Origin of the sequence: Pseudomonas sp. FSL R10-2189 (assembly GCF_009600325.1) — a bacterium.
GTDB classification, from domain to species: Bacteria; Pseudomonadota; Gammaproteobacteria; order Pseudomonadales; family Pseudomonadaceae; genus Aquipseudomonas; species Aquipseudomonas helleri.
This window is the reverse complement of record NZ_WIVZ01000024.1, coordinates 53,830-74,720: the sequence shown is the minus strand read 5'-3', so window position 1 is coordinate 74,720 and position 20,891 is coordinate 53,830. Positions and strand designations below refer to the sequence as shown.

The following is a 20,891-nucleotide window of genomic DNA, read 5'->3' as shown; positions in this document are numbered from 1 at the left end:
GCTGTAGCATTCGCGCACCGACTATGGTGTGCTGTGCCCATTGAGCCCGGTCATGTTTTTTCAGGCTCATGCCTTCTCAGCACTCTACCGATGAGGTCCGTCTCTTGAGCAATACACCGTACGTTCCGCCTAAAGTCTGGACAAACAACGCTCCGTCTGGCGGCCATTTTGCGAGTATCAATCGCCCGGTTGCCGGGCCCACGCATGACAAGGAACTGCCGGTCGGCAAGCATCCCTTGCAGTTGTATTCGCTGGCCACGCCCAATGGGGTGAAGGTGACGATTCTGCTGGAGGAGTTGCTGGCATCGGGGCATTCCGGGGCTGAGTACGATGCCTGGTTGATCCGTATCGGCGAGGGGGATCAGTTCTCCAGCGGGTTTGTCGCGGTCAACCCGAACTCCAAGATTCCAGCCTTGCTGGACCGTAGCGTAGAGCCTGCCATTCGGGTGTTTGAGTCGGGTTCCATTTTGCTGTACCTGGCTGAAAAATTCGGCGCGTTTATCCCGACCGATCTGGCCGGACGTACCGAAACCCTCAACTGGCTGTTTTGGCAGATGGGTGCTGCGCCTTATCTGGGCGGCGGTTTTGGACATTTCTATGCGTATGCGCCCGAAAAGCTCGAGTACCCGATCAACCGCTTCACCATGGAGGTCAAGCGGCAACTGGATGTGCTGGACCGTCGTCTGGCTGAAAGCCCGTATCTGGCGGGCGACACCTATACCATCGCCGATATCGCGGTCTGGTCTTGGTACGGTCAACTGGTGCGCAACACGGTGTACTCGGCGGCTGAGTTCCTGTCGGCCCACGAATACACCCATGTGCAGCGCTGGGCTGAAGAAATTGCCAAGCGCCCGGCGGTGATTCGCGGTCTGCGGGTTAACCGGACGTGGGGCGATGAGGCCAGCCAGGTGCCTGAGCGGCATGAGGCGGCTGACCTGGATTAATAGTCAGGCCAGCAATTCAGTGATCCAGCGTATCTGTTGGGCGAGGTCTTGCCGTTTGTGCTCGGGGATGATGTGTCGTGCACGGGTGAGCTGGCTCAAGGTTTTTTGCCGCTCGCCCAGGATGCGCTGCCATTTGGCCAGAAATACCGGGCTACGGGCCTCTAAGTGCAGCGGCCCGAAATACAGTGCTTCGGCGCTGTAGGTCACGGGCCCGCTGCGCTCAGCGACGATGATTTCGTAGTAAAAGCGGTTTTCCTGCAGCACCTCTTCAGCGACGATGCGGTAGTGGTTGTCCATCAGCCATTGGCGCAGTGGTTGTTCGCCGCCATTGGGTTGCAGGATCAAGCGTTCCTTACCATGCAGGTGCGCCTTGCCGCTGTCGAGAATGTCGCTAATGGTCTCGCCACCCATGCCGCACAGGCTGATGGCAGTGATGCCGTCGGACGGTTCAATGGCTGCCAGGCCGTTGGCCAGGCGCACCGTGATCTGCTGTTCAAGCTGGTTCTCGCGCACGGTACGTTGTGCGGCATGGAAGGGCGTTAAGGCCACTTCACCTGCGACTGCTGCGCAGAGGATGCCACGGTGTACGAGTGCCACCGGCAGATAGCCATGATCCGAGCCAATATCTGCCAATCGCGCCCCTACGGGCACGTGCGCCGCCACCCGTTCCAGGCGCGTGGACAATGTGTGTTCGTTCAACTGCGGTTCCTTGTCAGCCCGAATGCGCGGCACTCACGTGAGTCCATCAAACGCTCGTTCTGGGCAAAAGGGCGATTTTGGCATATCGGGTCTGCGGTGTGGCGCTGACGACTAAATGGAGCGTTGATTAACCCGTTGAGTCAATGCTTCAGCTGATTCCTTGCGCTCCGAGTAGCGGTCCACCAAGTCAGGGCGTTCTCTGTGCAGCAGCGTGAACCTGACCAGTTCTTCCATCACGTCCACCACCCGGTCATACAGGGCAGAGGGTTGCATACGGTTGTGTTGATCAAACTCAAGGTAGGCCTTGGGGACTGACGACTGGTTCGGGATCGTGAACATCCGCATCCAGCGCCCCAAAACTCGCAGTTGGTTAACCACGTTGAAGGATTGCGAGCCGCCACAAACCTGCATCACCGCCAGGGTTTTACCCTGGGTGGGGCGCACGGCTCCCAAGGCCAGAGGCACCCAGTCAATTTGCGCCTTGAACACCGCAGACATGGCGCCATGGCGTTCCGGTGAACACCAGACCTGGCCTTCAGACCACTGCATCAGTTCTAGCAGTTCCTGCACTTTTGGGTGATCGACGGGGGCGTCGTCCGGCAAAGGCAACCCGCTGGGGTTGAAAGTCCGTGTTTCGGCGCCGAAGTGCTCCAGCAATCTGGCGGCTTCTTCAACCAGTAAGCGGCTGAACGAACGTTCGCGTGTTGAGCCGTATAACAGCAGGATTCGGGGTTTATGCACGTCGGCATCTACCAGCGTGCCGGTGGCCAATGAGGTGACGAGATTAGGCAGTTGATCGGTCATGGGAGCTCCGGTTAGAGGGTGCTGATGCGGTCCAGGTGCTGCTTCAGGCTTGCACTGTCCAGCTGGGCAAAAGGCAGGGCCAGCAGGGCGCGGCAACGTTTTTCAATAAGCGCCAGGGTCGCGTCGAAAGCCGCTGAAATTGCTGCTTCATCGCCAACCACTTCTGATGGATCCTCAAGCCCCCAGTGGGCTTTGATCGCCGGGCCAAAGTACACAGGGCAGGCTTCGCCCGCTGCTTTGTCGCAGACGGTAATCACGATGTCGGGCGGGTTGCTTTCGAAGGCTTCATTGCCCTTGCTGCTCAAGCCCGCGATGCTGATACCGGCTTGTTGCAGTGTGCTCAAACTGCGCGGCAGAACCTGGCCCTTGGGAAAGCTCCCGGCACTGAAGGCTTGAACGCCTCCAGGGGCGAGGTGGTTAAACATGGCCTCGGACAAAATGCTCCGACAGCTGTTGGCCGTGCACATAAACAGGATCCGCATAAAGTTGCTCACTGGTTGGGCAGAGGGTTAAAGGCTCAGGCGCAAGGCAAGGGCCGACAAGGTGATGAGCAGAATCGGCAGGGTCAGAATCACGCCTGTCTTGAAGTAGTAACCCCAGGTGATGCGAATGCCTTTGCGCTGCAAAACGTGCAGCCACAACAGGGTTGCCAGGCTGCCGATAGGGGTTATTTTCGGGCCCAGATCGGCGCCGATGACGTTGGCATAGATCATGGCCTCACGCATGACTCCGCTGGCCTCACTGGCGTGGATCGACAGGGCGCCAATCAATACGGCAGGCAAGTTGTTCATGACCGATGACAGAAACGCCGAGAGAAACCCCGTGCCCAGCGTGACCAGCAACAGATTGGAGTCGAGCAGATGGTTAAGGGCCAGGGTCAGATAGTGTGTCAGGCCAGCGTTTTTCAACCCGTAGACCACCAGGTACATACCCAGCGAGAAAAGAACGATCTGCCAAGGGGCTTCGCGAACCACGCGGCGGGTCGAAATGATGTGCCCACGGGCAGCAACCGCCAGCAAAATAACGGCGCACACCGCAGCGATGGCGCTGATGGGAATGCCCATGGGTTCCAGCACAAACAGCCCCGCCAGCAACAGAGTCAGCACCCCCCAGCCTGCGCGAAAGGTCATGACGTCGCGCACGGCCTGCCGAGGTTCTTGCAAGTCGTCCTGTGAATAGCTGTGCGGGATGTCGCGGCGGTAAAACCCATAGAGCACCGCGAGGGTTGCGGCGACTGCCACCAGGTTGACCGGCACCATGATCGAGGCGTACGCGCTATAACTCAGCCCGAAGTAGTCCGCCGAAACGATATTCACCAGGTTTGAGACCACCAGAGGCAAGCTGGCGGTATCGGCAATAAACCCGGCGGCCATAACAAACGCCAGGGTAGAGGCGGGCGAAAAGCGTAAGGCGAGCAGTATCGACATCACGATGGGCGTGAGGATAAGGGCCGCGCCGTCATTGGCAAACAGGGCCGACACGGCAGCACCCAACAGCACGGTAAAGGCAAAAAGGCGCCGGCCCTTGCCTTTGGCCAGACGCGCTACATGCAGTGCCGCCCACTGAAAAAAGCCGGCTTCATCCAGTAGCAGACTGATGATAATGACCGCGATAAAGGTGGCCGTGGCGTTCCAGATAATGCCCCAGACCAGAGGGATATCATCCAGCTTCACAACCCCTGTAATCAGGGCCAGCGCAGCGCCCAATGTGGCACTCCAGCCGATGCCCAGACCTCTGGGTTGCCAGATGACCAAGACCAGCGTGAACAAAAAAATCGCAGAGGCGGTGAGCATAAGCGTCTCGTCCTTTGATCAGCAGCACGCTGTTGTGTTGAGAGGGCGGCCATCCATGGTGCTGAGGCGGCGAGTGTTTGACGCAAGCCACTCGGAGTTGGCCGTCAGGGTGGTTTCCAGCACTTCACGCACCCAGGCGGGGAGTTCCGGGTTCAAGCGGTAATACACCCATTGACCCTGACGACGATCAAGCAGCAAGCCGCAACTGCGCAATTGAGCGAGGTGCCGGGATATTTTCGGCTGGCTGTCGTCCAGAGCACAGACCAGCTCGCACACGCATAGCTCACCTTCACGGGTGATCAGCAAGGTGGCTCTGGCCCGAGTTTCGTCGGCCAGGCATTTGAAAATGGCGGCTGGATTAAGCATGGATTTGTCTCTGTATATATGTTTATCCGAATATACGTTTATCCATATGTTTCAAGCAAGCCTGAATTTAATAGACACCTGTAGTCGCTGACGTGGTACGAGGCTGCGATAGCTTGCGCAGCGACCCTGTATGGCGGCCCTGCAGCCCGCAACGCAGCCTCGTACCTCGGCAGCGACTACAAGAAAACGGGTGTGAGGTCTCAAGCCTGCACCGCTTCGCCCACATAGTTCGCGCGGGGCCGGATCAGTTGGCCTGTGGCTTTTTGTTCCAGCGCATGCGCCACCCAGCCGACGGAGCGCGCCAGGGCAAAGAGGATGACGGGCGCATCAGAGGGCAAGGCATAGGTGTCGGCCAATGCCGATAACACAAAGTCGATATTGGGTTTTTCTCCAGAGATGTCTTCACCGGCTTCGCTGATGGCCTGATACACCGGCGTCAACGTGAACTGCTGCATCAGGGCTGCTGCACGCGCATCGCCATGGGGGTAAAGAGGGTGGCCAAAGGCGGGCAGTGTGTCACCGCGCTGTAAATGATCGCGCACGCTTTCAACCACACCGTGTTGTTCGGCGCGGGTCTTTAATGCGCGCACGCCTTTGACGGCAGAGCCATGCAGCGGCCCGGTCAGTGCGCTTAAGCCCGCCACCAGGCTGGCGGGTATGGATGCACCGGTCGATATCGCAACGCGCACTGCAAATGCCGAAGCGTTGAGTTCATGGTCGGCAAGCAGTACCAAGGTGCGGCGCAGGATCTCTTCTGCCTCAGGCACGTCCCAAGCCAGAGCCAGGCGACGATGCAGCGGCATGTCTGCTGTGGCTGAGTCTTCCAGCATGGCAGCGGTGATGATGTTGATCAGGCCCATGGCTTCCTCCACCAGCACGGGTGCAGCACGTCCGCGCGAGGGCAGTGCGCTATCGATGCAGGGAACCAGCACTTGCATTGCGCGGGCCAAAGGGGAAGTCAGACGCGGGTAAGCGTCGGCCTGGTGTGCCGGTGCCGTAAAGCTCACCGCTGGCACTTGCCACAACAGGCACGCGATGTGTTCCAGCGACTGCGTGTGTGACAGGGCTACCGCCTCTTGGCCGCGATACCACAAGCGGTTGTTGTCCACGGTTGAAATCGACGATGACAACACCGGCTCGCCCCAGGCAATCGCCTGCGCGGCCACCGCCGCCACACTGCGCCGTCCGGTCTGCCGGGAAGCCATGCGTTTGACGTCTTCGGCCTGGTACAGGCTGCGCCGCGAATCAGTTGGATCAGGCTTGGCGCGGATCCGCCCGCGACTGACATTGGCGTACAGCGTTTGTGGCTGCACCTGCAATAAAACCAGCGCTTGCTGTGCGGTCAACCATGACATTGAGCACCTCATATTGATCATTTGCATCAAGATTGACGTCAATCTTAGCGCGCCTATAGTCGCTTGCATCAACGTCACGTGAGACCACAGTTCATGACCAAACCCGACATGTTGCATGCTGTATGGACCGCATTGGGCGGCGATCTCGATGATTGCAGCGGTGTCACGCTAACCACCGCAGGCGCCTTGCCGTCGGCTTACCCGGTGACCGAGTTGGCCAGTGCATCCATGGCCGCCGTGGCCTTGTCGATTGCCAGGCTGCGTGCGTTGGGCAGTGGCAAGCCAGCTGAACCGGTGCAGGTCGACCGGCGGTTGGCCTCGATCTGGTTTGGGACATCATTGCGTCCGTTGGGTTGGCAAATCCCGGCCATGTGGGATGCTGTTGCGGGTGATTACAAGGCCAAGGATGGCTGGATTCGTTTGCACACTAATGCCCCGCATCACCGTTTGGCTGCGGAGCGGGTGTTGGGGGCGCAGATCGATAAAGCCTCCATGGCCAAGGCCGTAGCGCAATGGACCACCCAAGCGCTTGAAACGGCAATCGTGCAGGCTGGAGGCTGCGCGGCGCACATGAACACGTCCGGGCAATGGGCATTGCATCCGCAAGGTCGTGCGGTCGCGCAAGAGCCGTTGGTTCACCTGCAGCGCCGAGCCCTGCCAAGTACCCCGGTGCACCCCGTTGATCCATCACGCCCGCTTGCGGGTATCAAAGTACTGGATTTGACCCGGGTGCTGGCCGGGCCTATCGCTACACGGTGCCTGGCGGCTTATGGCGCACAGGTGTTGCGTATCGACTCGCCGGACTGGAATGAACCCGGCATCGTGCCGGAGGTGACGCCGGGCAAACGCCTGGTACGGCTCGACTTGCGCGATCCAGTTGCTTTGGCAGCCGTCAAAACGTTGCTGGCGTCGGCCGATGTGATCGTTCACGGTTATCGCGCCGATGCCCTGGAAAACCTCGGGCTGGGCAACGCGGTCAGGCAGCAGATCAACCCGCGGCTGATCGACATCAGCCTCAATGCCTATGGCTGGACCGGGCCGTGGCGCAATCGGCGCGGTTTTGACAGCCTGGTACAAATGAGCAGTGGCATTGCCGATACCGGGATGCACCACGCGCAAGCCGATAAACCGGTGCCATTGCCTGTTCAGGCACTGGATCACGCGACGGGTTACCTGATGGCTGCTGCCGCCATCATAGGGATTACCGAGCGGCTGCAATCGGGCACGGTACTACAAGCCCGGTTGTCCTTGGCGCGGACCGCGCAGTTGTTGCAAGAGCATCGTTCACACACCACTGAGCCAGCCTTCGCAGAGGAAACCGATGCCGATAAAGACTCGGCCATCGAGCACACCGCCTGGGGCGAGGTGCAACGCATCCAATGGCCTGTTCAGATCGCAGGCTGCCCGGCCTGGTGGGCATTACCGGCCCATGAACTCGGCTCTGACACTGCGCAGTGGTAGCCAAATAACACTATGATGAACCTCTTTTCACGACAGGCGGGAGGTTCACATGAGTGCTAACGGCAACGATCGGCAGATCGACAATATCGAATTCAATGTGGGTGATATCAGCCGAAGCAAAGCCTTCTATGGCAGTGCATTCGGCTGGACATTCGTCGATTACGGTCCTGCGTACACAGAGTTCACTGATGGCCGCTTGACGGGTGGTTTCGCCACGGGTGAACCGGTGCGGCCTGGCGGCCCATTAGTGATTGTGTACGCCGACGATCTTGAGGCCACTCAGGCACGCATCAAAAGCTTGGGCGCCGTGATCAGCCGTGAGACCTTTTCTTTCCCCGGTGGGCGCCGCTTTCATTTTGTCGATCCTGACGGTTATGAACTGGCGGTTTGGACGCGCCAGGAGTAGATTTCACTCTCGCGGTCTACTCGCCTACTTTGGCAGTACGTGTTCGGGTGACCGGCCTGCGTCTTTTAACTGATATGATTCAAGCGCTTACAAACCGAGTGACCCAAGATGAATCGTCGTAAAAAGATCCAGCAGCTTTTAAAGGCGCATGCCAAGAAGGCCAGTGCCAAATTGGCACCGAAAAAAAAGTCCACTTACGTTAGCAAGGCTGATCGATTGAAGTTGGCGACTGAATCGGCAGAGGCCTCAACCGTTGTATCTGAAAGCTGATTGATAGCGCTCAGTCACACCCCCGCTGTAGAGGGGCGGTTGAGTGGCACAGCCTTTGCTTTTTGTTTGCATGGCCCGGCGCTATATGCCGGGTCTTGCGACAAATACCTGCATACCAAGGTTCTGAATGAGCGTGGTTAAGGTCGAATGAAGGCAATAGTGTCATCTAGGTGCTCTAAATTGAGCAAGTAAGCGCAAGTTTTGAGGGTATTTACACCCGGCGTGGCGGTTCAAACGGTACAAAAATGAAGATCAGTTCCCTTAAGGAATTCAGGGTATGACGGTGATCAAGCATTGTGCAGTGGGTGTTTTGTCAGTTTTAGTATTGGCCGGGTGTGAGGCTGATAAAGATAAAGTTGCACGGGAAAAAGTTGAGGCGATTAAACAAGTGATTGCCACGCGCACTCTGGAATACGCTGATATTTCAAGTTCGCAGCCTCTACGCTCTGATAATGTCAATCGCTGTATCGTGCAGATGTCTGAAAACAAAGCCAAGCTGGATGCCATACAAGTGGATTATGCCGAGACACAAACGGTGCAGTCCTCGGATACCCATACGTTGTACAGCCTGATCAATTACCAGCTCACGGCCTGTAAGGATGCCCGGCAGGCGCAAGGCTATTGATTTTGTCTCCTGGATTTCAAACCTGCTACGCTGGTGCGCATTGGACATTACGCAACGGGATTAATAAGGGAGTGGTATGGAGTATTACGCATGGGTACTGGCGAAATTCGTGGCGGGGTTTGCGATTATTGCAACTCACATTTATATGTCAGGCCGGACCCAACTGTCGCAAATGACCGCGATAGATCTGATTGGCAACTTTATTCTGGGCGGTATTATCGGGGGTGTTATTTATAGCGACACCATTCCTTTTAAACAGTATTTGCTGGTGCTGTTATTAGGTGTGTTGTTGATCTACATACTTAATGCCGCCACTAAACATATTCAGGTGCTGCGTGGTTTTGCGATTGGTAGCCCTATACCGATCATCAAGAATGGAAAGTTCATTATTGAGAATCTGGTCGATAATAAACACAAGATAGACATCTTGCGCGTGGCCTCGCAGTTACATGCCCAGGGGGCGTGTGCTTTCCAGCAGGTCTACTACGCGCAGATTGAGCCGGGTGGCGAGTTGACGGTCATTTGTGATGAGCGCGACATGCCGTCGGTGATCGTCATGTTTAACGGCGAGGCGCGACTCGATCAGTTGACCTCCATCGGCCATGATCCGCAATGGCTGGACAGCAAAATCAAAGCACTGGGGCTTGAAACCGAAGACGTATTTCTCGCTGAGTTTTGGCGCGGGGAACTGTGCGTCACCGCTCGCGATGGCAGCGTGATAAGCCCCGTCCCCCAGCCCGCCTGTAGTCGCTGACGAGGCACGAGGCTGCGAGGCGAGCCGAAGGATTGCTTTACAGCCCGAGCGTGCTGTCACCCTGTCTGCCCCAAACCTGCGCACAGATTAAGCAACTGCTCCTGCAACACTTTGCCTGCGTAGCTCAGCCCGCCTTGGGCATAGAGCGCCAAATACACGCCCTGGATATCCGGCAGGCCGCTGCTGGCGTCGAGCACTTGATGGCCTGCGGTGATGACCCTGCGCGGGAGCAAGCTGACGCCCAAGCCAGCGGCCACTGCCGAGCAAACACTGGCCAGGCTGGCGCTTGAATAACTGATTCGCCAGTGCCAGCCGCCCGTTTCCAGGTGGTTCAGCATTTCATTGCGGTACAAGCCGCCAGCGGGGAACGTCACCAGCGGCAACGGATCGCGCCCCAGCGCAGGCTGGGAGCGGCTGTCGACCCAGCACAAAGGTTCTGGCCAACTCGCCAGGCAGTCATCGTTCTGGCCCATGTGCTTGACCAGCAATACCTCAAACTCACCCCGGCGAAACAGCCGCTGCAAGTCAGGGCCCAAGCCGCTGGTGACCTCCAGACGCACACCCGGATGCTCCAAACCGAAGCTCGACAGCAACGGCATCAGGCGGTCTGCGGCGAAATCCTCCGGCACCCCCAAACGCAATACGCCTTCGCTTTGTTGGTTAAACATGGCCTCTCGGGCTTCTTCATGGAGCGTCAGGATGCGCCGTGCATACGCCAGCAAGCGCTCGCCCTCAGTCGTGGCAATAACGTGGCGTTGATCGCGATCAAGCAGCGTGCAGCCAAGGTTGTCTTCAAGGCGACGAATCTGCTGGCTGACCGTGGACTGAGTCAAATGCAGCCGCTGCGCTGCCCGAGTGAAATTGGCGCACTCCACCACGGCAACAAAACTGCGCAACAACACGGGATCGAACATACACGTCACCATTCGAATTGCCACTGAAAGGCATGGTTATATTTAATTTCAGAATACCTGCCTGGCTGACCATACTCGTTCTTCATTGAATCTGCAGAGAGAAAGTGACCATGAGTCGCCTGACGTTTAAATCCGGCTTTCTAGCGGTCGGGCTATTAATGATGGGAGGAGTAATGGCTAACGACAAAAGTCTGTTGGATGCGGTGCGCGGTGGCGAGTTGGCCCACGTGCAGCAATTAATCACCGGCGGTGCGGATCTGAAGGCACAGACACCGGACGGCAGTAGCGCACTGTTGCTGGCGACTCAGCAAAACAACGTTGAGATCGCTCGTGCATTAATAGCGGCGGGTGCCGACGTCAATCAGAAAAACCTGATGCACGACAGCGCCTATTTGCTGGCGGGTGCCAGTGGTTACAACGACATCCTCAAGTTGACGCTGGCCCATGGCGCGGACCTGAAAAGCACCAACCGTTATGGCGGCACCGCGTTGATTCCCGCGTGTGAGCGCGGCCATGTTGAAACCGTGCGCTTGTTGATTGCCGCGGGGGTCGACGTCAACCATGTCAATCGACTGGGCTGGACCTGTTTGATGGAGGCCATTGTGCTGTCCGATGGTGGCCCGGCGCATCAGCAGATTGTTGCCCAACTGATCCAGGCGGGCGCAGACCTGAACCTGCCGGACAACGAAGGCCACAGCCCGTTGTATCAGGCAGAGCAGCGCGGTCAGAGCGCAACGGCCACGTTGCTGCGTGCCGCTGGCGCCCAGTGAATGACCTGCACGGGAGTGCCCATGAATAACGATCAAGATTATCTGCAACGCGCGGTGGAACTGGCGCGCATCAACGTTGCCGAGGGTGGCCGGCCTTTTGGCGCAGTACTGGTCAAGGACGGCCAAGTGATTGTCGAGGCGGTTAACGAAATTCATCTCAACCAAGACCCGACCGCCCATGCGGAACTGCTGACCATCCGCCGTGCCAGCCAGCATTTGGGCTCGCGTCTGGACGGGTGCGTGATTTACGCCAGTGGTCAGCCGTGCCCGATGTGCCTGGCAGCCATGTACCTGTGCGGCGTCAGCCGTGCCGTGTATGGCGCAGCAAACGAACTGGGTGAAGCGTTTGGTTTGTCTACGGCGGCGATCTACCAGCAACTGGCGTTGCCAATGAGCGAGCAGCAACTGGGTGTGCAACATTTGCCGCAGTCCGCAATGGTCGCGGTCTATCAAGACTGGCAGGCGCGCCATGCCGCTCACTAAAACCCGACTGCGCAGTCTGGCAAGTTGGGCCCTGATCATCGCATTGGGGCTTAACTTGCGACCGATTTTGAGTTCCATCAGCCCATTGTTGATGCAGATTCGTGGCGACACCGGCATGAGCTTTCAAAGCAGCGCCTGGCTGACCAGCCTGCCGGTGATTTGCATGGGCCTGGTGGCCTTGCTCGGGGTGCGCATAGAAGCCCGTTTGGGCGAGCGTCGGGGCGTGGCGTTGGGCCTGCTGATGATTCTGGGCGCGTGCTTGTGGCGCCTGCTGGGGCATCAGGCTGAAGTGTTGCTCATCACGGCCTTGCTGGGAGGCGCCGGTGTAGCGCTGATTCAGGCGCTGGTGCCGGCGCTGATCAAGCGCCAATTCCAGGGGCAGGTGGCGCTGGCTTTGGGGGTGTATTCGGCCTCGTTGATGGGTGGTGGCGGCTTGGCGGCACTGCTCAGCCCGGTGGTGGCCGGACATTTCAGCCAGTGGCAGGCCGGGCTCGGCGTGTGGTTGTTGCCCGCGTTGGCGGCGCTATTGATGTGGTGGCTGTTGCCCTTTGCCGGGTTGACTGCGCGCACTCACGGCGCGTCTGCTCAGCCGTGGCGCAGCCGCAGGGCCTGGCTGTTGGCGCTGTACTTCGGGCTGGTTAATTGCGGTTACATGAGCATGGTTGCCTGGCTGCCGGCGTATTACCTGCAAATGGACTGGAGCGCGACCCAAAGCGGTTCGCTGCTGGCATTCATGACCGTGTTTCAGGTGCTGGCCGCGTTGGTGATGCCTGCTTTGGCGCAGCGCAGTCGCGACAGGCGCCCGTTTTTGGCCCTCAGCCTTGCTGCTCAGGCATTTGGATTTTTCGGTCTGGTGATGTGGCCACTTGAGTCGCCGCACATTTGGGTGGCATTGATCGGTTTTGGTCTGGGCGCTTGTTTTGCCCTCAGCTTGATCCTGACCCTCGACCATTGCCGGGAACCTCGCGCAGCCGGTCAATTGGCGGCGTTTGTGCAAGGGGTGGGGTTTTTAATCAACGCCGTCTCGCCCTGGTTGACCGGCTGGTTGCGTGAACTCACGGGCAGCTTTGTCAGCGCCTGGTGGGTGTTGATTGTCGGGGTTGTGGCGATGCTGCTGTTAACCCGCATTTTCAGCCCGGCGAGTTATCGGGACTCGTTTGCTGAACCGCATGGCTCCCCGGCGATGTCGACACATCCTTGAGCGCTACATTCAAATCCAGTATCGACATAAAGCGCTCAACCAGCGGTGAAACGTTGTGGGCATGCCAGCCCACATAGAGGCCAATTGCAGGGTTGCCAGTTTCCGCCACCGGCAAAATGCGCCGAAACACCACGCTGTCTTGTGTAAACGACCGAGCAATGGAGGCCGGCACCAACGCCACACCAAAGCCACAGGCAACCAGGCCGATCACGGTGTGGAGTTGTGCCGCTTCCTGTACCACCTTCGGGTAAAAACCCGCGGCTTCGCATAGGGCAATCAGTTGTCGGTGATAACCGCTGCCCAGCACTTCGGGGGTGAAGACAAACCCTTCATCTGCGAAGTCACGCAGGTCGATGTCGGCGGCATAGGCTTTGCTGTGATCGGCGGGCAAGGCCATAACAATTGCTTCTTCAAACAGCAGGCGCGATTGCAGGTTGGGTGTGTCGAAGGGCAGTTTGCGCATAAAGGCGATGTCCGCTTCTGCGTGCGAGATCGCTTGGGCCTGGCTGGCTGAAGGCATCTCTATGAGGGTTAATTGAACCTGGGGGAAGGTGTCGCGGAACGCTCGCAGTGCGTTGAGCAGCGGTGTGTAGTGGGCGATGGAGACGCTGGTGACTGTGAGTTTGCCAGCGATGCCTTGCGCCACTTGGCGCGCATGTTCCACACCGGACTCCAGTGTGTTGAGGGTGCTGTAGGCTGTGTCCAAAAACGCGCTGCCCGCAGGCGTCAGTCGCACTTCGCGTTTGCTGCGCGTCAGCAGGCTGATTCCCAGTTTGTCTTCCAGTCGGTTAATCGCCTGACTGAGTGCAGGCTGGGCCATGTGCAGGCGCTTGGCTGCTTTATGGAAGTGCAGTTCTTCGGCAACGGCAATGAACTGCTTGAGCAGTCGGGTCTCGATCATGGTGTCCGTTCCCTCCTTTGAACTGTGATAAGCGCAGCGTATCAACTTCGCGCTTGAACAGTATTAAACAAGCCTGAAACACAGGGTTAAGGTGAGGGCAGTCATCAAGAGGAGTCAACTGTGGACTTTGCAGGCAAAACCGCAATTGTAACGGGCGCAGGCCAAGGCCTGGGTCTGAGCTACGCCCGCGAGCTGGCAAGGTTGGGCGCCAATGTGGTGATCAGCGATATTGGCGCGGATACGCTGGGCGTAGGTGCCGATGCCTCGATTGCCCACGAGGCGGCACGTGCGCTTGCGTCCGAAGGCTACAGCGTGCTGGGTCACCACGCCGACCTTGCCAGCGAGCGTGGGTGCGGGCAATTGGTCGCGGCGGCTGTCGACGCGTTTGGGCAGCTGGATATCGTGATTCACAATGCGGGTTGGGTCGGTTATCAGCGGATAGAAGAGGTCGAGCCGGCTTTTATCGAGCGGGCACTGGATGTCAACGTCTACGCCCCTGTCTGGTTGTGCAAGCATGCCTGGCATTACCTGCGGCAATCGCCAGCCGCGCGGGTGGTCTTGACCACGTCGGACCGGGCCATGTATCAGCCCTATGCACAGCCGGGGCTGGTGGCTTACGCGGCAGGCAAAATGGCGCAACTGGGCATCATGAATGCATTGAGCATGGAGGGCATGGCCGACAGGATTTTGGTTAACGCCGTTTCGCCGGTGGCAAAGACCAGAATGTGGGGCGTGACCGAAGCACCGGTCAACCTCAAGCCGGAATGGGTCACACCCGGCGTGGTGTTTCTGGCTTCGGAGCAGTGCCACGATACGGGTTACATCTTAAGGGCCAGCAATGGTCAATTCACCGCCACCCGTTTCGTTGAAAACCCTGGCGTCGACTATCCCGTCGACCTGGCACGGATCAAGGCCAGCAGTCCCGGGCAGGTGGCGCAGTTGTGGGATCAGATCAAAGAATGTTGATTAGTGTAGGAGCGAGCTTGTCTCGCGATCTTTTGATCTTATGTTTTGTTCAACAGATCAAAAGATCGCGAGGCAAGCTCGCTCCTACAGGCTGGATGATTGCCGTTACAGCTTCCACTCCAGGCCCAGACTGACGGTTCTTGGCTCGCCCCAGAACACGCCGTTAAAGAAGCCAACGTTGTCGTAGTACTTCTGGTCCAGCACGTTTTTGACGTTCAACGTTGCCGAGACGTGGGTATCAAACTCGTAGCGTGCCATCAGGTCGAGGAGGGTGTAGGACTTCTGGGTAATGTTTTCCTTGAAGGTGTTCGGATTGCCTTTTGCATCTGTCGTCCCGTTGGGGCGGCGGGCGGCACGGTAGATGTCGCTCTGCCAGTTAACGGCAGCCCCCACGGTCATGGCGCTCCATTCACCCGGGAGTTTGTAGGTAGTTGATACCTTGACCAGGTTCAACGGTGAGGCCGTATTGATGCGCTTGCCGTCGGCGTTAAGGGAGTGGGTATAGGTGTAGCCCGCTATCATGTTCCAGCCGCGCATCACTTCACCGGCCAGCTCAACTTCAAAGCCTTTGACTTTGTTACCCTTGCCCCCGGAAGTGTAATAGTCTTCACCGTTCGGGCCGCGCGGTACGGAGCTGTCGATTTCCGGCACGTTATCCTGCTTGCTCCAGAACACCGCACTCGACAGGTTCAAGCGTTCCTCCAGGAAACTGCCTTTGAGCCCCACCTCATAAACGCTGCCGACCACTGGCTTAAGGTACGAGCCTCTGACATCTTTATTGGTCGAAGGCTGGAAAATGTCGGTGTAGCTAACATAGGCCGTCAACTCTTCAGTGAAGTCATACAGCAAGCCGGCATAGGGGGTGATCATGTCGTTGTGGGTCTGCACGACTTTATCGTAGCTGACACCGCCAAGTGCCTTATCGTCGAATTCGCGGTCAACGTTTGAGCTTTTCCAGCTGCCGTAACGTGTGCCGAGCACGGCGTGCCAATGATCGGTGAGGTTAAAGCGCGTGGCCAGGTAGCCGGACTTCTGTTTGACGGTGCTGTGGTTGCTGTCGATACCGCTGTCAAGGTCGCGGTATTTCGGGATAGCGCCCATATCACCCCAGTCAGGCACCCTGCCGTAGTCCTCAGGGTTTAAATCAATGAAGAGCGGCGAGGTGTTGTCGTACTTGGCTTCGCCGTAACCGACCATCAATTCATGATCCCGCCCCAGCAGGGCGTAAGTGCCCGAGAGGTTAACGTCGATCGCCGTCATGGTTTCGTCACCGGCAAAGTGGCTGCTATAGGCCGACATGCCGGTGCCATCTGCGTTTGGGAAGCCGCCACCGGCGTAATACACCTTGCCTTAGGAATCGCTGGAACGGTGGGTATAAGCGGCTTTCAGGCGCCAGTTATCGAACAACTGCTGGTCGAGGGTGGCGAAGGCGGTTTTGTCCTTCTTCGGCCAGGAGCTCCAGGGCGTCGCATAATTGGTCGAACGCCCCAGGTTGGCCTTTTCGCCAGTACCGGTCCAATAGGGCGTTGTGCCCCAGGAGGAGCCGCGAACCTGCTTGTCCTGATAGTCGTAACCGACGGCCACGGTGGTGTCGTCGGTGAGGTCGGCCTCCAGAATGCCGTAAGCCACTTCGCGCTTTAGCGCGTAATTATCGCGAAACGACTTGCTGTCTCGGTAGGCCAGTACGGTACGACCGCGCAAACGCCCGTCGAACCCCAGTGTTCCTCCCACATCGACGTAACTGTAGTAGTCGTCATAGCTGCCGCCGCTGACTCCGGCCGTGGCCGCCAGTTCGTGGGTCGGGCGTTTGCGGATCATGTTGATGGTGCCCGACGGGTCGCCTGCGCCGGTGGTCAGGCCGGTGGCGCCGCGGACCACTTCAATGCGGTCGTAGATAATGGTATCGGCGTCAGTCTTCATATAACTGAAGGTGTTGAGCATCCCGTCAATCTGGAAGTTATTGATGGTATAGCCCCGTGACGAATAGCTGACCCGGTCCGAGTCGTTGTGTTGCACCACCACGCCAGTGGTATGGCGCATGGCCTCAGTGAGGGTATTGAGGTTGAAGTCATTCATTTCCTGGCGGGTGACCACCGAGATCGACTGCGGTGTTTCGCGAATGCTCAAGTTGAGTTTGGTCGCGGTGTTGGTCGAGCCGGTGGTATAGGAACCTGTGTCTTCAGTCGTGGAGCCCAGTCCCTGGGCGCTGATGCGGGTGCTTGCGAGTTCCATGCCGGCAGGTTTTGTCTCGGCTTCATCCAGGGCCTCAGTGTCGGCCAGCAAGTGCGAACTGCTGATAAGGCCGAGGGCTAACGTGACGGAACGGGTGAGGGGAGCACGCATTGCAACTGATTCCTTGTCAGATTTTTGAAGTTGTCAGTGCTTCAAACGAATGACAAAGGCGATAGTTAGGGCATTTTCAGTGTGTTGGGCAAATAGAGACTTTTCGCACAAGCACCGTGTAGGAAGAAGGGCGTGTGCAACCCGTCAATCAACCACAGTGCCTACACTTTCAAGTGTTTATACTGGCCGCCTTCGCACACTTTCAAATCAAACAAACCGAGATTCTTAATGAGCCGTTCTCTGTCTATTGCACCGGAGCGCAAGTCGTTTGCGCCGCTGGTGGCTTTTATCTTGCTGTTGCTGGGCGCAGCGTTTTTGCAAAACACGGTGGGTTCGCGCCAAGTGTTGTTGCTGGTGGTGGGCGCTGCGTTGGGTTTAACGCTGTACCACGCGGCCTTTGGTTTTACCTCAGCCTGGCGGGTGTTTATCAATGACCGGCGCGGTGCCGGCTTGCGCGCGCAAATGATCATGTTGTCGGTGGCGGTACTGCTGTTTTTCCCGGCACTGGGCTCCGGCACGCTGTTCGGTCAGCCCGTGGTCGGGCTGGTCGCGCCAGTGGGTATTTCTGTGGTGTTCGGTGCATTTATTTTCGGCATCGGCATGCAGTTGGGGGGCGGCTGCGCCTCCGGCACCTTGTTTACGGTCGGCGGTGGTAATGCGCGGATGCTGGTGACGCTGTTCTTCTTCATCTGTGGCTCGGTCATCGCCACCCATCACGCCGACTGGTGGTTTGCCCTGCCGTCGCTGCCGGCCACCTCCATCGTCAAGAGTTTGGGTGTGGTGCCTGCGCTGCTGCTGAGCCTGGCCATTTTCGGGGTGATTGCGGCGGTTACAGTGCGTCTTGAAAAAGCCCGCCATGGCCAGCTTGAAGAGGGCGTGGCCAGCGAACACCAAGGGCTGCGCCGCTTTCTGCGCGGGCCCTGGCCATTGGTCTGGGGCGCGATTGGCCTGGCCTTGCTCAACTACGCCACGTTGGCTTTGGCCGGGCGCCCGTGGGGTATCACCTCGGCATTCGCTCTGTGGGGCGCCAAGGCGGTGAGCGGGCTGGGCGTGGATGTCAGCAGTTGGGGCTTCTGGCAAGTGCCGAGCAATGCCAAGGCGCTGGCGGCACCGGTGTGGGACGACATAACCAGTGTCATGGATATCGGCATCATCCTCGGCGCGCTGCTGGCAGCGGGGCTGGCCGGTCGCTTTGCTCCGAACCTGAAAATTCCTGCCCGTTCGCTTTTCGCGGCGGTGATCGGTGGTTTACTGCTCGGCTACGGCTCGCGTCTGGCGTATGGCTGCAACATCGGTGCGTACTTCAGCGGCATCGCCTCAGGCAGTCTGCATGGTTGGGTGTGGCTGGTGGCGGCATTTCTGGGCAACAGTGTCGGCGTGCGGCTACGGCCGTTTTTCTTCGTCGGCGAGCGTCCGCAGGTGGCGTTGAGCGGTTGCTGAGGCGTTAATTGCCAGCAGTGGCCTTTGTCGCACAGTGTGTGGGTTTCATGGACTGTGCGGCGAAGGCTGCTCATTAATACCGCGCTCACGGTTGCGGATTTTCCATTGGCTTAACAACCACCCACCCTGGCCGGTGAAAAACTCTGTGCTAGTGGTGCAGTGGCTGATTCTTGCCAGCCTGAAGTGCCGAAAATCGCTGCGCAGTTCACACCACGCCGCGAGGATCCGAAAACCGTCAAAGTAGCCGATGGAGACGGGTCGTATCAGGCGTTGAGTCAGAGTTTGACTCACATCTTTGTAGTCAATTATTACTTTTTGCTCATGGCGGATGGCATCGCGCAGCGTTCGGGCAGTGTTCCCGTCATCGTCATCTGACAGGCCGGGGCCAGCAAACAAGGCCGTACTGTCGAACTGTTCGACCCTCCTATGTTCAAGCACTGCGCGGATCTTGCTTTCAACTTCAGCCGCCGCGTGCGACAACCCGGAGTCGGCTCTGCGGCTGACCCACCGCAAGCCTAACAGCAGAGCCTCCAGTTCCGTTTCGGTAAACATTAGCGGGGGTAGGGTGAAGCCGGGCTTGAGTACATAGCCGATGCCGGGCTCGCCGCGGATATCGGCCCCTTGACTCTGCAGCGCAGTGATATCGCGGTAAATCGTGCGCAGGCTGACACCGGTTTCGTGAGCGAGCACATGACCGCTGACAGGGTAGCGATGTCGACGGAGTATTTGCAGTAGAAGTAACAAGCGTTCTGAACGTGCCATGCCGGGCATGCTGACATGATTTGTCAGCATCGTCGAATAACCTGCGCGCTCTTACCTCACAAGGGCAATGCGATGAATCATCCCAACCTTCTGATCCTCTATGTGGCCGATACGGCGCGTAGCCGTGCTTTTTACGAGCAGCTCCTGGAAAAAGCCCCTACGAGTGATTTCCCTTCATTTGTTTCCTTTGAGCTGGCTAACCAGTTACATCTCGGGTTGTGGTCAGAGCAGGCGCCGAACTTCCATAGCGCTGGTACAGGACAGCGTATGGAAGTCGGTTATCTGGTTGAAACCGAGACCCTGGTTGACGCCACCTATCAACGCTGGCAGGCACTTGGTATCACCATTGAACAACCGCTGGCGCGTGCAGTGTTCGGCCTGACTTTCGTAGCGCTGGACCCGGACGGGCATCGCTTGCGTGTGTGCATGCCAGATTGAACGGCAGAAGCCCCTCACCCTAGTCCACTCCCGAAGGAAAGGTAACCCATTGGGGGCGCAAGATACTCGATGGCTTGTTTGCTGCGCGACAGCGCGGCGTCGAAGATCACGGCCCCTCCTGCGGGGGAAGCGTGTCCAGACAGAACCGGTCGGGCCGACAGGGTGCGAGCGCATCGCTCAGCTTGGCATCGAGAATTTCTTCACTCACCAGACGGCCGACTATGGCCGCCAGTGCGACGCCGGGGTGCAGAGTGCACACATACACACCGCTGACGTTGGGCAAATATCCGATGATGGGCAAACGATCGATCGATATCGGCCTGAGTCCCACACATGCCAACTCTGGCTCTGATAAAGCCGCGCCTTCAAGCTCGCTTTCGATGGCCTTGGCCGTCCGCTGCGCCACAGCGGACGGCTGGTTCTCGGGGCTGTCGTCCAGATAATCTTCTGCCGCCAGCAATGTTCCATCCGCAGCTTGTCTGACTTCCATCGCTGAGTTGGAAATGATTGTCTGCACCAGACCGGGCTGCGCCGTGTAGCGGATAAAAACGCAAGGGGAGGCTTGCACCGAGAGGGGAAGGTTGAGCATCTGAGTCAGCTCGGCAATGCCGGTCCCGGCTGCCAATACTACGGTATCAGCCACTAACGTGCCGTTTGATGTTTCAATCGCTGTCACAGTACCGTGCAGGGTTTTAAAACCCAGCACACGGGTTTGCGTGAGCACTTTTGCCCCATTCGCCTGAGCGCCTGCGATCATTGCGTGGGTGGCTGCGACAGCGTCCAGCGCGCCTTCCTGTGCCACATACATAGCTTGTTGTGGCGGGTGCTTGAGGTTCGATTCAAGGGCGAGAATTTGTGAACGATCCAGCAACTGAGCGGGACCAGGCGACACTTCACTCAGCCCCTCGCCATACGACAAAGCGCCCGTCCAGCGTATGTTCAGCGCTGGCAGTTGCGCTTCAAGGCGGTGGTATTCCTTGATGGCTTCGCGGCGCAGTTGCGCTATCGGGTCCGGTTCGCCATGCGTGGTGTTGATCCAGGCGAACGAGGTTGCGGTAACCCCTGACGCAATCTCTGCGGCCTCGACAACAGTGACCTTCGCCCCTTTGTCAGTCAGGTGGTAGGCCATCGAGGCGCCGACGATCCCGGCACCGATAACCACAATATGCTTGTCAGGCGTTAATGCCATAAGGTCT

The 20,891-nt window shown here is 58.2% G+C and carries 22 protein-coding genes and 1 pseudogene; 12 read left to right on the top strand and 11 right to left on the bottom strand.

Annotated features, from left to right (window positions below):
- The first annotated feature begins 104 nt into the window (after window positions 1-104).
- Window positions 105-944: a glutathione-dependent disulfide-bond oxidoreductase gene (gene yghU / locus GHO32_RS17485; protein WP_178113904.1), complete on the top strand. Its 840-nt coding sequence runs from the start codon at window positions 105-107 to the stop codon at window positions 942-944.
- Between the two features lie 3 nt (window positions 945-947).
- Here the strand turns inward: yghU and GHO32_RS17480 are convergent, their stop codons facing one another.
- From GHO32_RS17480 to GHO32_RS17455, 6 genes are all read right to left on the bottom strand, one after another.
- A complete protein-coding gene (locus GHO32_RS17480) occupies window positions 948-1,643 on the bottom strand; it encodes a class I SAM-dependent methyltransferase (protein ID WP_153335440.1) in 696 nt (231 codons plus the stop codon).
- Between the two features lie 111 nt (window positions 1,644-1,754).
- A complete protein-coding gene (gene arsH, locus GHO32_RS17475) occupies window positions 1,755-2,447 on the bottom strand; it encodes an arsenical resistance protein ArsH (protein ID WP_153335441.1) in 693 nt (230 codons plus the stop codon).
- Between the two features lie 11 nt (window positions 2,448-2,458).
- On the bottom strand, window positions 2,459-2,929 hold the full coding sequence (locus tag GHO32_RS17470) for an arsenate reductase ArsC (RefSeq protein ID WP_153330228.1): 471 nt from the start codon (window positions 2,927-2,929) through the stop codon (window positions 2,459-2,461).
- Between the two features lie 27 nt (window positions 2,930-2,956).
- Entirely contained in the window at window positions 2,957-4,240 is a 1,284-nt protein-coding gene (locus GHO32_RS17465) for an arsenic transporter (RefSeq protein WP_153335442.1), read from the bottom strand.
- A gap of 18 nt (window positions 4,241-4,258) precedes the next feature.
- Window positions 4,259-4,606 (bottom strand): metalloregulator ArsR/SmtB family transcription factor, encoded by a 348-nt coding sequence (locus GHO32_RS17460; protein WP_153330226.1) that lies wholly within the window; start codon window positions 4,604-4,606, stop codon window positions 4,259-4,261.
- 200 nt (window positions 4,607-4,806) lie between these two features.
- Window positions 4,807-5,961, bottom strand: a complete 1,155-nt coding sequence (locus tag GHO32_RS17455; RefSeq protein WP_153335443.1) for a citrate synthase — start codon at window positions 5,959-5,961, stop codon at window positions 4,807-4,809.
- A gap of 93 nt (window positions 5,962-6,054) precedes the next feature.
- Here GHO32_RS17455 and GHO32_RS17450 point away from each other — a divergent pair, with 93 nt between their 5' ends.
- The 5 genes from GHO32_RS17450 to GHO32_RS17430 all read left to right on the top strand — a co-directional run bounded on the left by GHO32_RS17450 (window position 6,055) and on the right by GHO32_RS17430 (window position 9,477).
- On the top strand, window positions 6,055-7,422 hold the full coding sequence (locus tag GHO32_RS17450) for a CoA transferase (RefSeq protein ID WP_153335444.1): 1,368 nt from the start codon (window positions 6,055-6,057) through the stop codon (window positions 7,420-7,422).
- A 49-nt stretch (window positions 7,423-7,471) separates the two neighbouring features.
- On the top strand, window positions 7,472-7,828 hold the full coding sequence (locus GHO32_RS17445; RefSeq protein ID WP_153335445.1) for a VOC family protein: 357 nt from the start codon (window positions 7,472-7,474) through the stop codon (window positions 7,826-7,828).
- Between the two features lie 108 nt (window positions 7,829-7,936).
- Entirely contained in the window at window positions 7,937-8,098 is a 162-nt protein-coding gene (locus GHO32_RS17440) for a DUF2986 domain-containing protein (RefSeq protein WP_082148799.1), read from the top strand.
- A gap of 277 nt (window positions 8,099-8,375) precedes the next feature.
- The gene (locus GHO32_RS17435; RefSeq protein WP_153335446.1) at window positions 8,376-8,723 is read left to right on the top strand and encodes a hypothetical protein; all 348 of its coding nucleotides are present in this window, start codon (window positions 8,376-8,378) and stop codon (window positions 8,721-8,723) included.
- A 76-nt stretch (window positions 8,724-8,799) separates the two neighbouring features.
- Window positions 8,800-9,477, top strand: a complete 678-nt coding sequence (locus GHO32_RS17430) for a DUF421 domain-containing protein (protein ID WP_153335447.1) — start codon at window positions 8,800-8,802, stop codon at window positions 9,475-9,477.
- A gap of 56 nt (window positions 9,478-9,533) precedes the next feature.
- On the opposite strand, the gene GHO32_RS17425 is transcribed toward GHO32_RS17430, so the two are convergent.
- Complete coding sequence (locus GHO32_RS17425) at window positions 9,534-10,391, bottom strand: LysR family transcriptional regulator (protein WP_153335448.1); 858 nt, start codon at window positions 10,389-10,391, stop codon at window positions 9,534-9,536.
- A gap of 110 nt (window positions 10,392-10,501) precedes the next feature.
- On the opposite strand from GHO32_RS17425, the gene GHO32_RS17420 reads away from it, so the two are divergent.
- From GHO32_RS17420 to GHO32_RS17410, 3 genes are read left to right on the top strand one after another with little or no spacing between them, the layout of a single operon-like run.
- Window positions 10,502-11,161, top strand: coding sequence for an ankyrin repeat domain-containing protein (locus GHO32_RS17420; RefSeq protein WP_153335449.1), 660 nt, complete (start codon window positions 10,502-10,504; stop codon window positions 11,159-11,161).
- Window positions 11,162-11,182: 21 nt separating this feature from the next.
- The gene (locus GHO32_RS17415; RefSeq protein ID WP_153335450.1) at window positions 11,183-11,644 is read left to right on the top strand and encodes a nucleoside deaminase; all 462 of its coding nucleotides are present in this window, start codon (window positions 11,183-11,185) and stop codon (window positions 11,642-11,644) included.
- Window positions 11,631-12,845 (top strand): CynX/NimT family MFS transporter, encoded by a 1,215-nt coding sequence (locus tag GHO32_RS17410; protein ID WP_153335451.1) that lies wholly within the window; start codon window positions 11,631-11,633, stop codon window positions 12,843-12,845. The genes GHO32_RS17415 and GHO32_RS17410 overlap by 14 nt, the downstream gene beginning before the upstream one ends.
- On the opposite strand, the gene GHO32_RS17405 is transcribed toward GHO32_RS17410, so the two are convergent.
- Window positions 12,775-13,746 carry a LysR family transcriptional regulator gene (locus GHO32_RS17405; RefSeq protein WP_153335452.1) on the bottom strand — a complete coding sequence of 324 codons (972 nt, stop codon included), beginning with the start codon at window positions 13,744-13,746 and terminating at the stop codon, window positions 12,775-12,777. The two genes, GHO32_RS17410 and GHO32_RS17405, sit on opposite strands and share 71 nt — an antisense overlap.
- A 120-nt stretch (window positions 13,747-13,866) precedes the next feature.
- On the opposite strand from GHO32_RS17405, the gene GHO32_RS17400 reads away from it, so the two are divergent.
- Entirely contained in the window at window positions 13,867-14,712 is an 846-nt protein-coding gene (locus GHO32_RS17400; protein WP_368668337.1) for an SDR family NAD(P)-dependent oxidoreductase, read from the top strand.
- Window positions 14,713-14,817: 105 nt separating this feature from the next.
- Here GHO32_RS17400 and GHO32_RS17395 read toward each other — a convergent pair.
- A pseudogene (locus tag GHO32_RS17395) lies at window positions 14,818-17,055 on the bottom strand (TonB-dependent siderophore receptor).
- Between the two features lie 228 nt (window positions 17,056-17,283).
- Here GHO32_RS17395 and GHO32_RS17390 point away from each other — a divergent pair.
- The gene (locus GHO32_RS17390; protein ID WP_153335453.1) at window positions 17,284-18,495 is read left to right on the top strand and encodes a YeeE/YedE family protein; all 1,212 of its coding nucleotides are present in this window, start codon (window positions 17,284-17,286) and stop codon (window positions 18,493-18,495) included.
- 45 nt (window positions 18,496-18,540) lie between these two features.
- Here GHO32_RS17390 and GHO32_RS17385 read toward each other — a convergent pair whose 3' ends face one another.
- Complete coding sequence (locus GHO32_RS17385) at window positions 18,541-19,287, bottom strand: YafY family protein (RefSeq protein ID WP_218576979.1); 747 nt, start codon at window positions 19,285-19,287, stop codon at window positions 18,541-18,543.
- 42 nt (window positions 19,288-19,329) lie between these two features.
- On the opposite strand from GHO32_RS17385, the gene GHO32_RS17380 reads away from it, so the two are divergent.
- Window positions 19,330-19,695, top strand: a complete 366-nt coding sequence (locus GHO32_RS17380; protein WP_153335454.1) for a VOC family protein — start codon at window positions 19,330-19,332, stop codon at window positions 19,693-19,695.
- A 106-nt stretch (window positions 19,696-19,801) separates the two neighbouring features.
- Here GHO32_RS17380 and GHO32_RS17375 read toward each other — a convergent pair whose 3' ends face one another.
- Window positions 19,802-20,884 (bottom strand): FAD-binding oxidoreductase, encoded by a 1,083-nt coding sequence (locus GHO32_RS17375; protein ID WP_153335455.1) that lies wholly within the window; start codon window positions 20,882-20,884, stop codon window positions 19,802-19,804.
- Window positions 20,885-20,891: the final 7 nt, after the last annotated feature.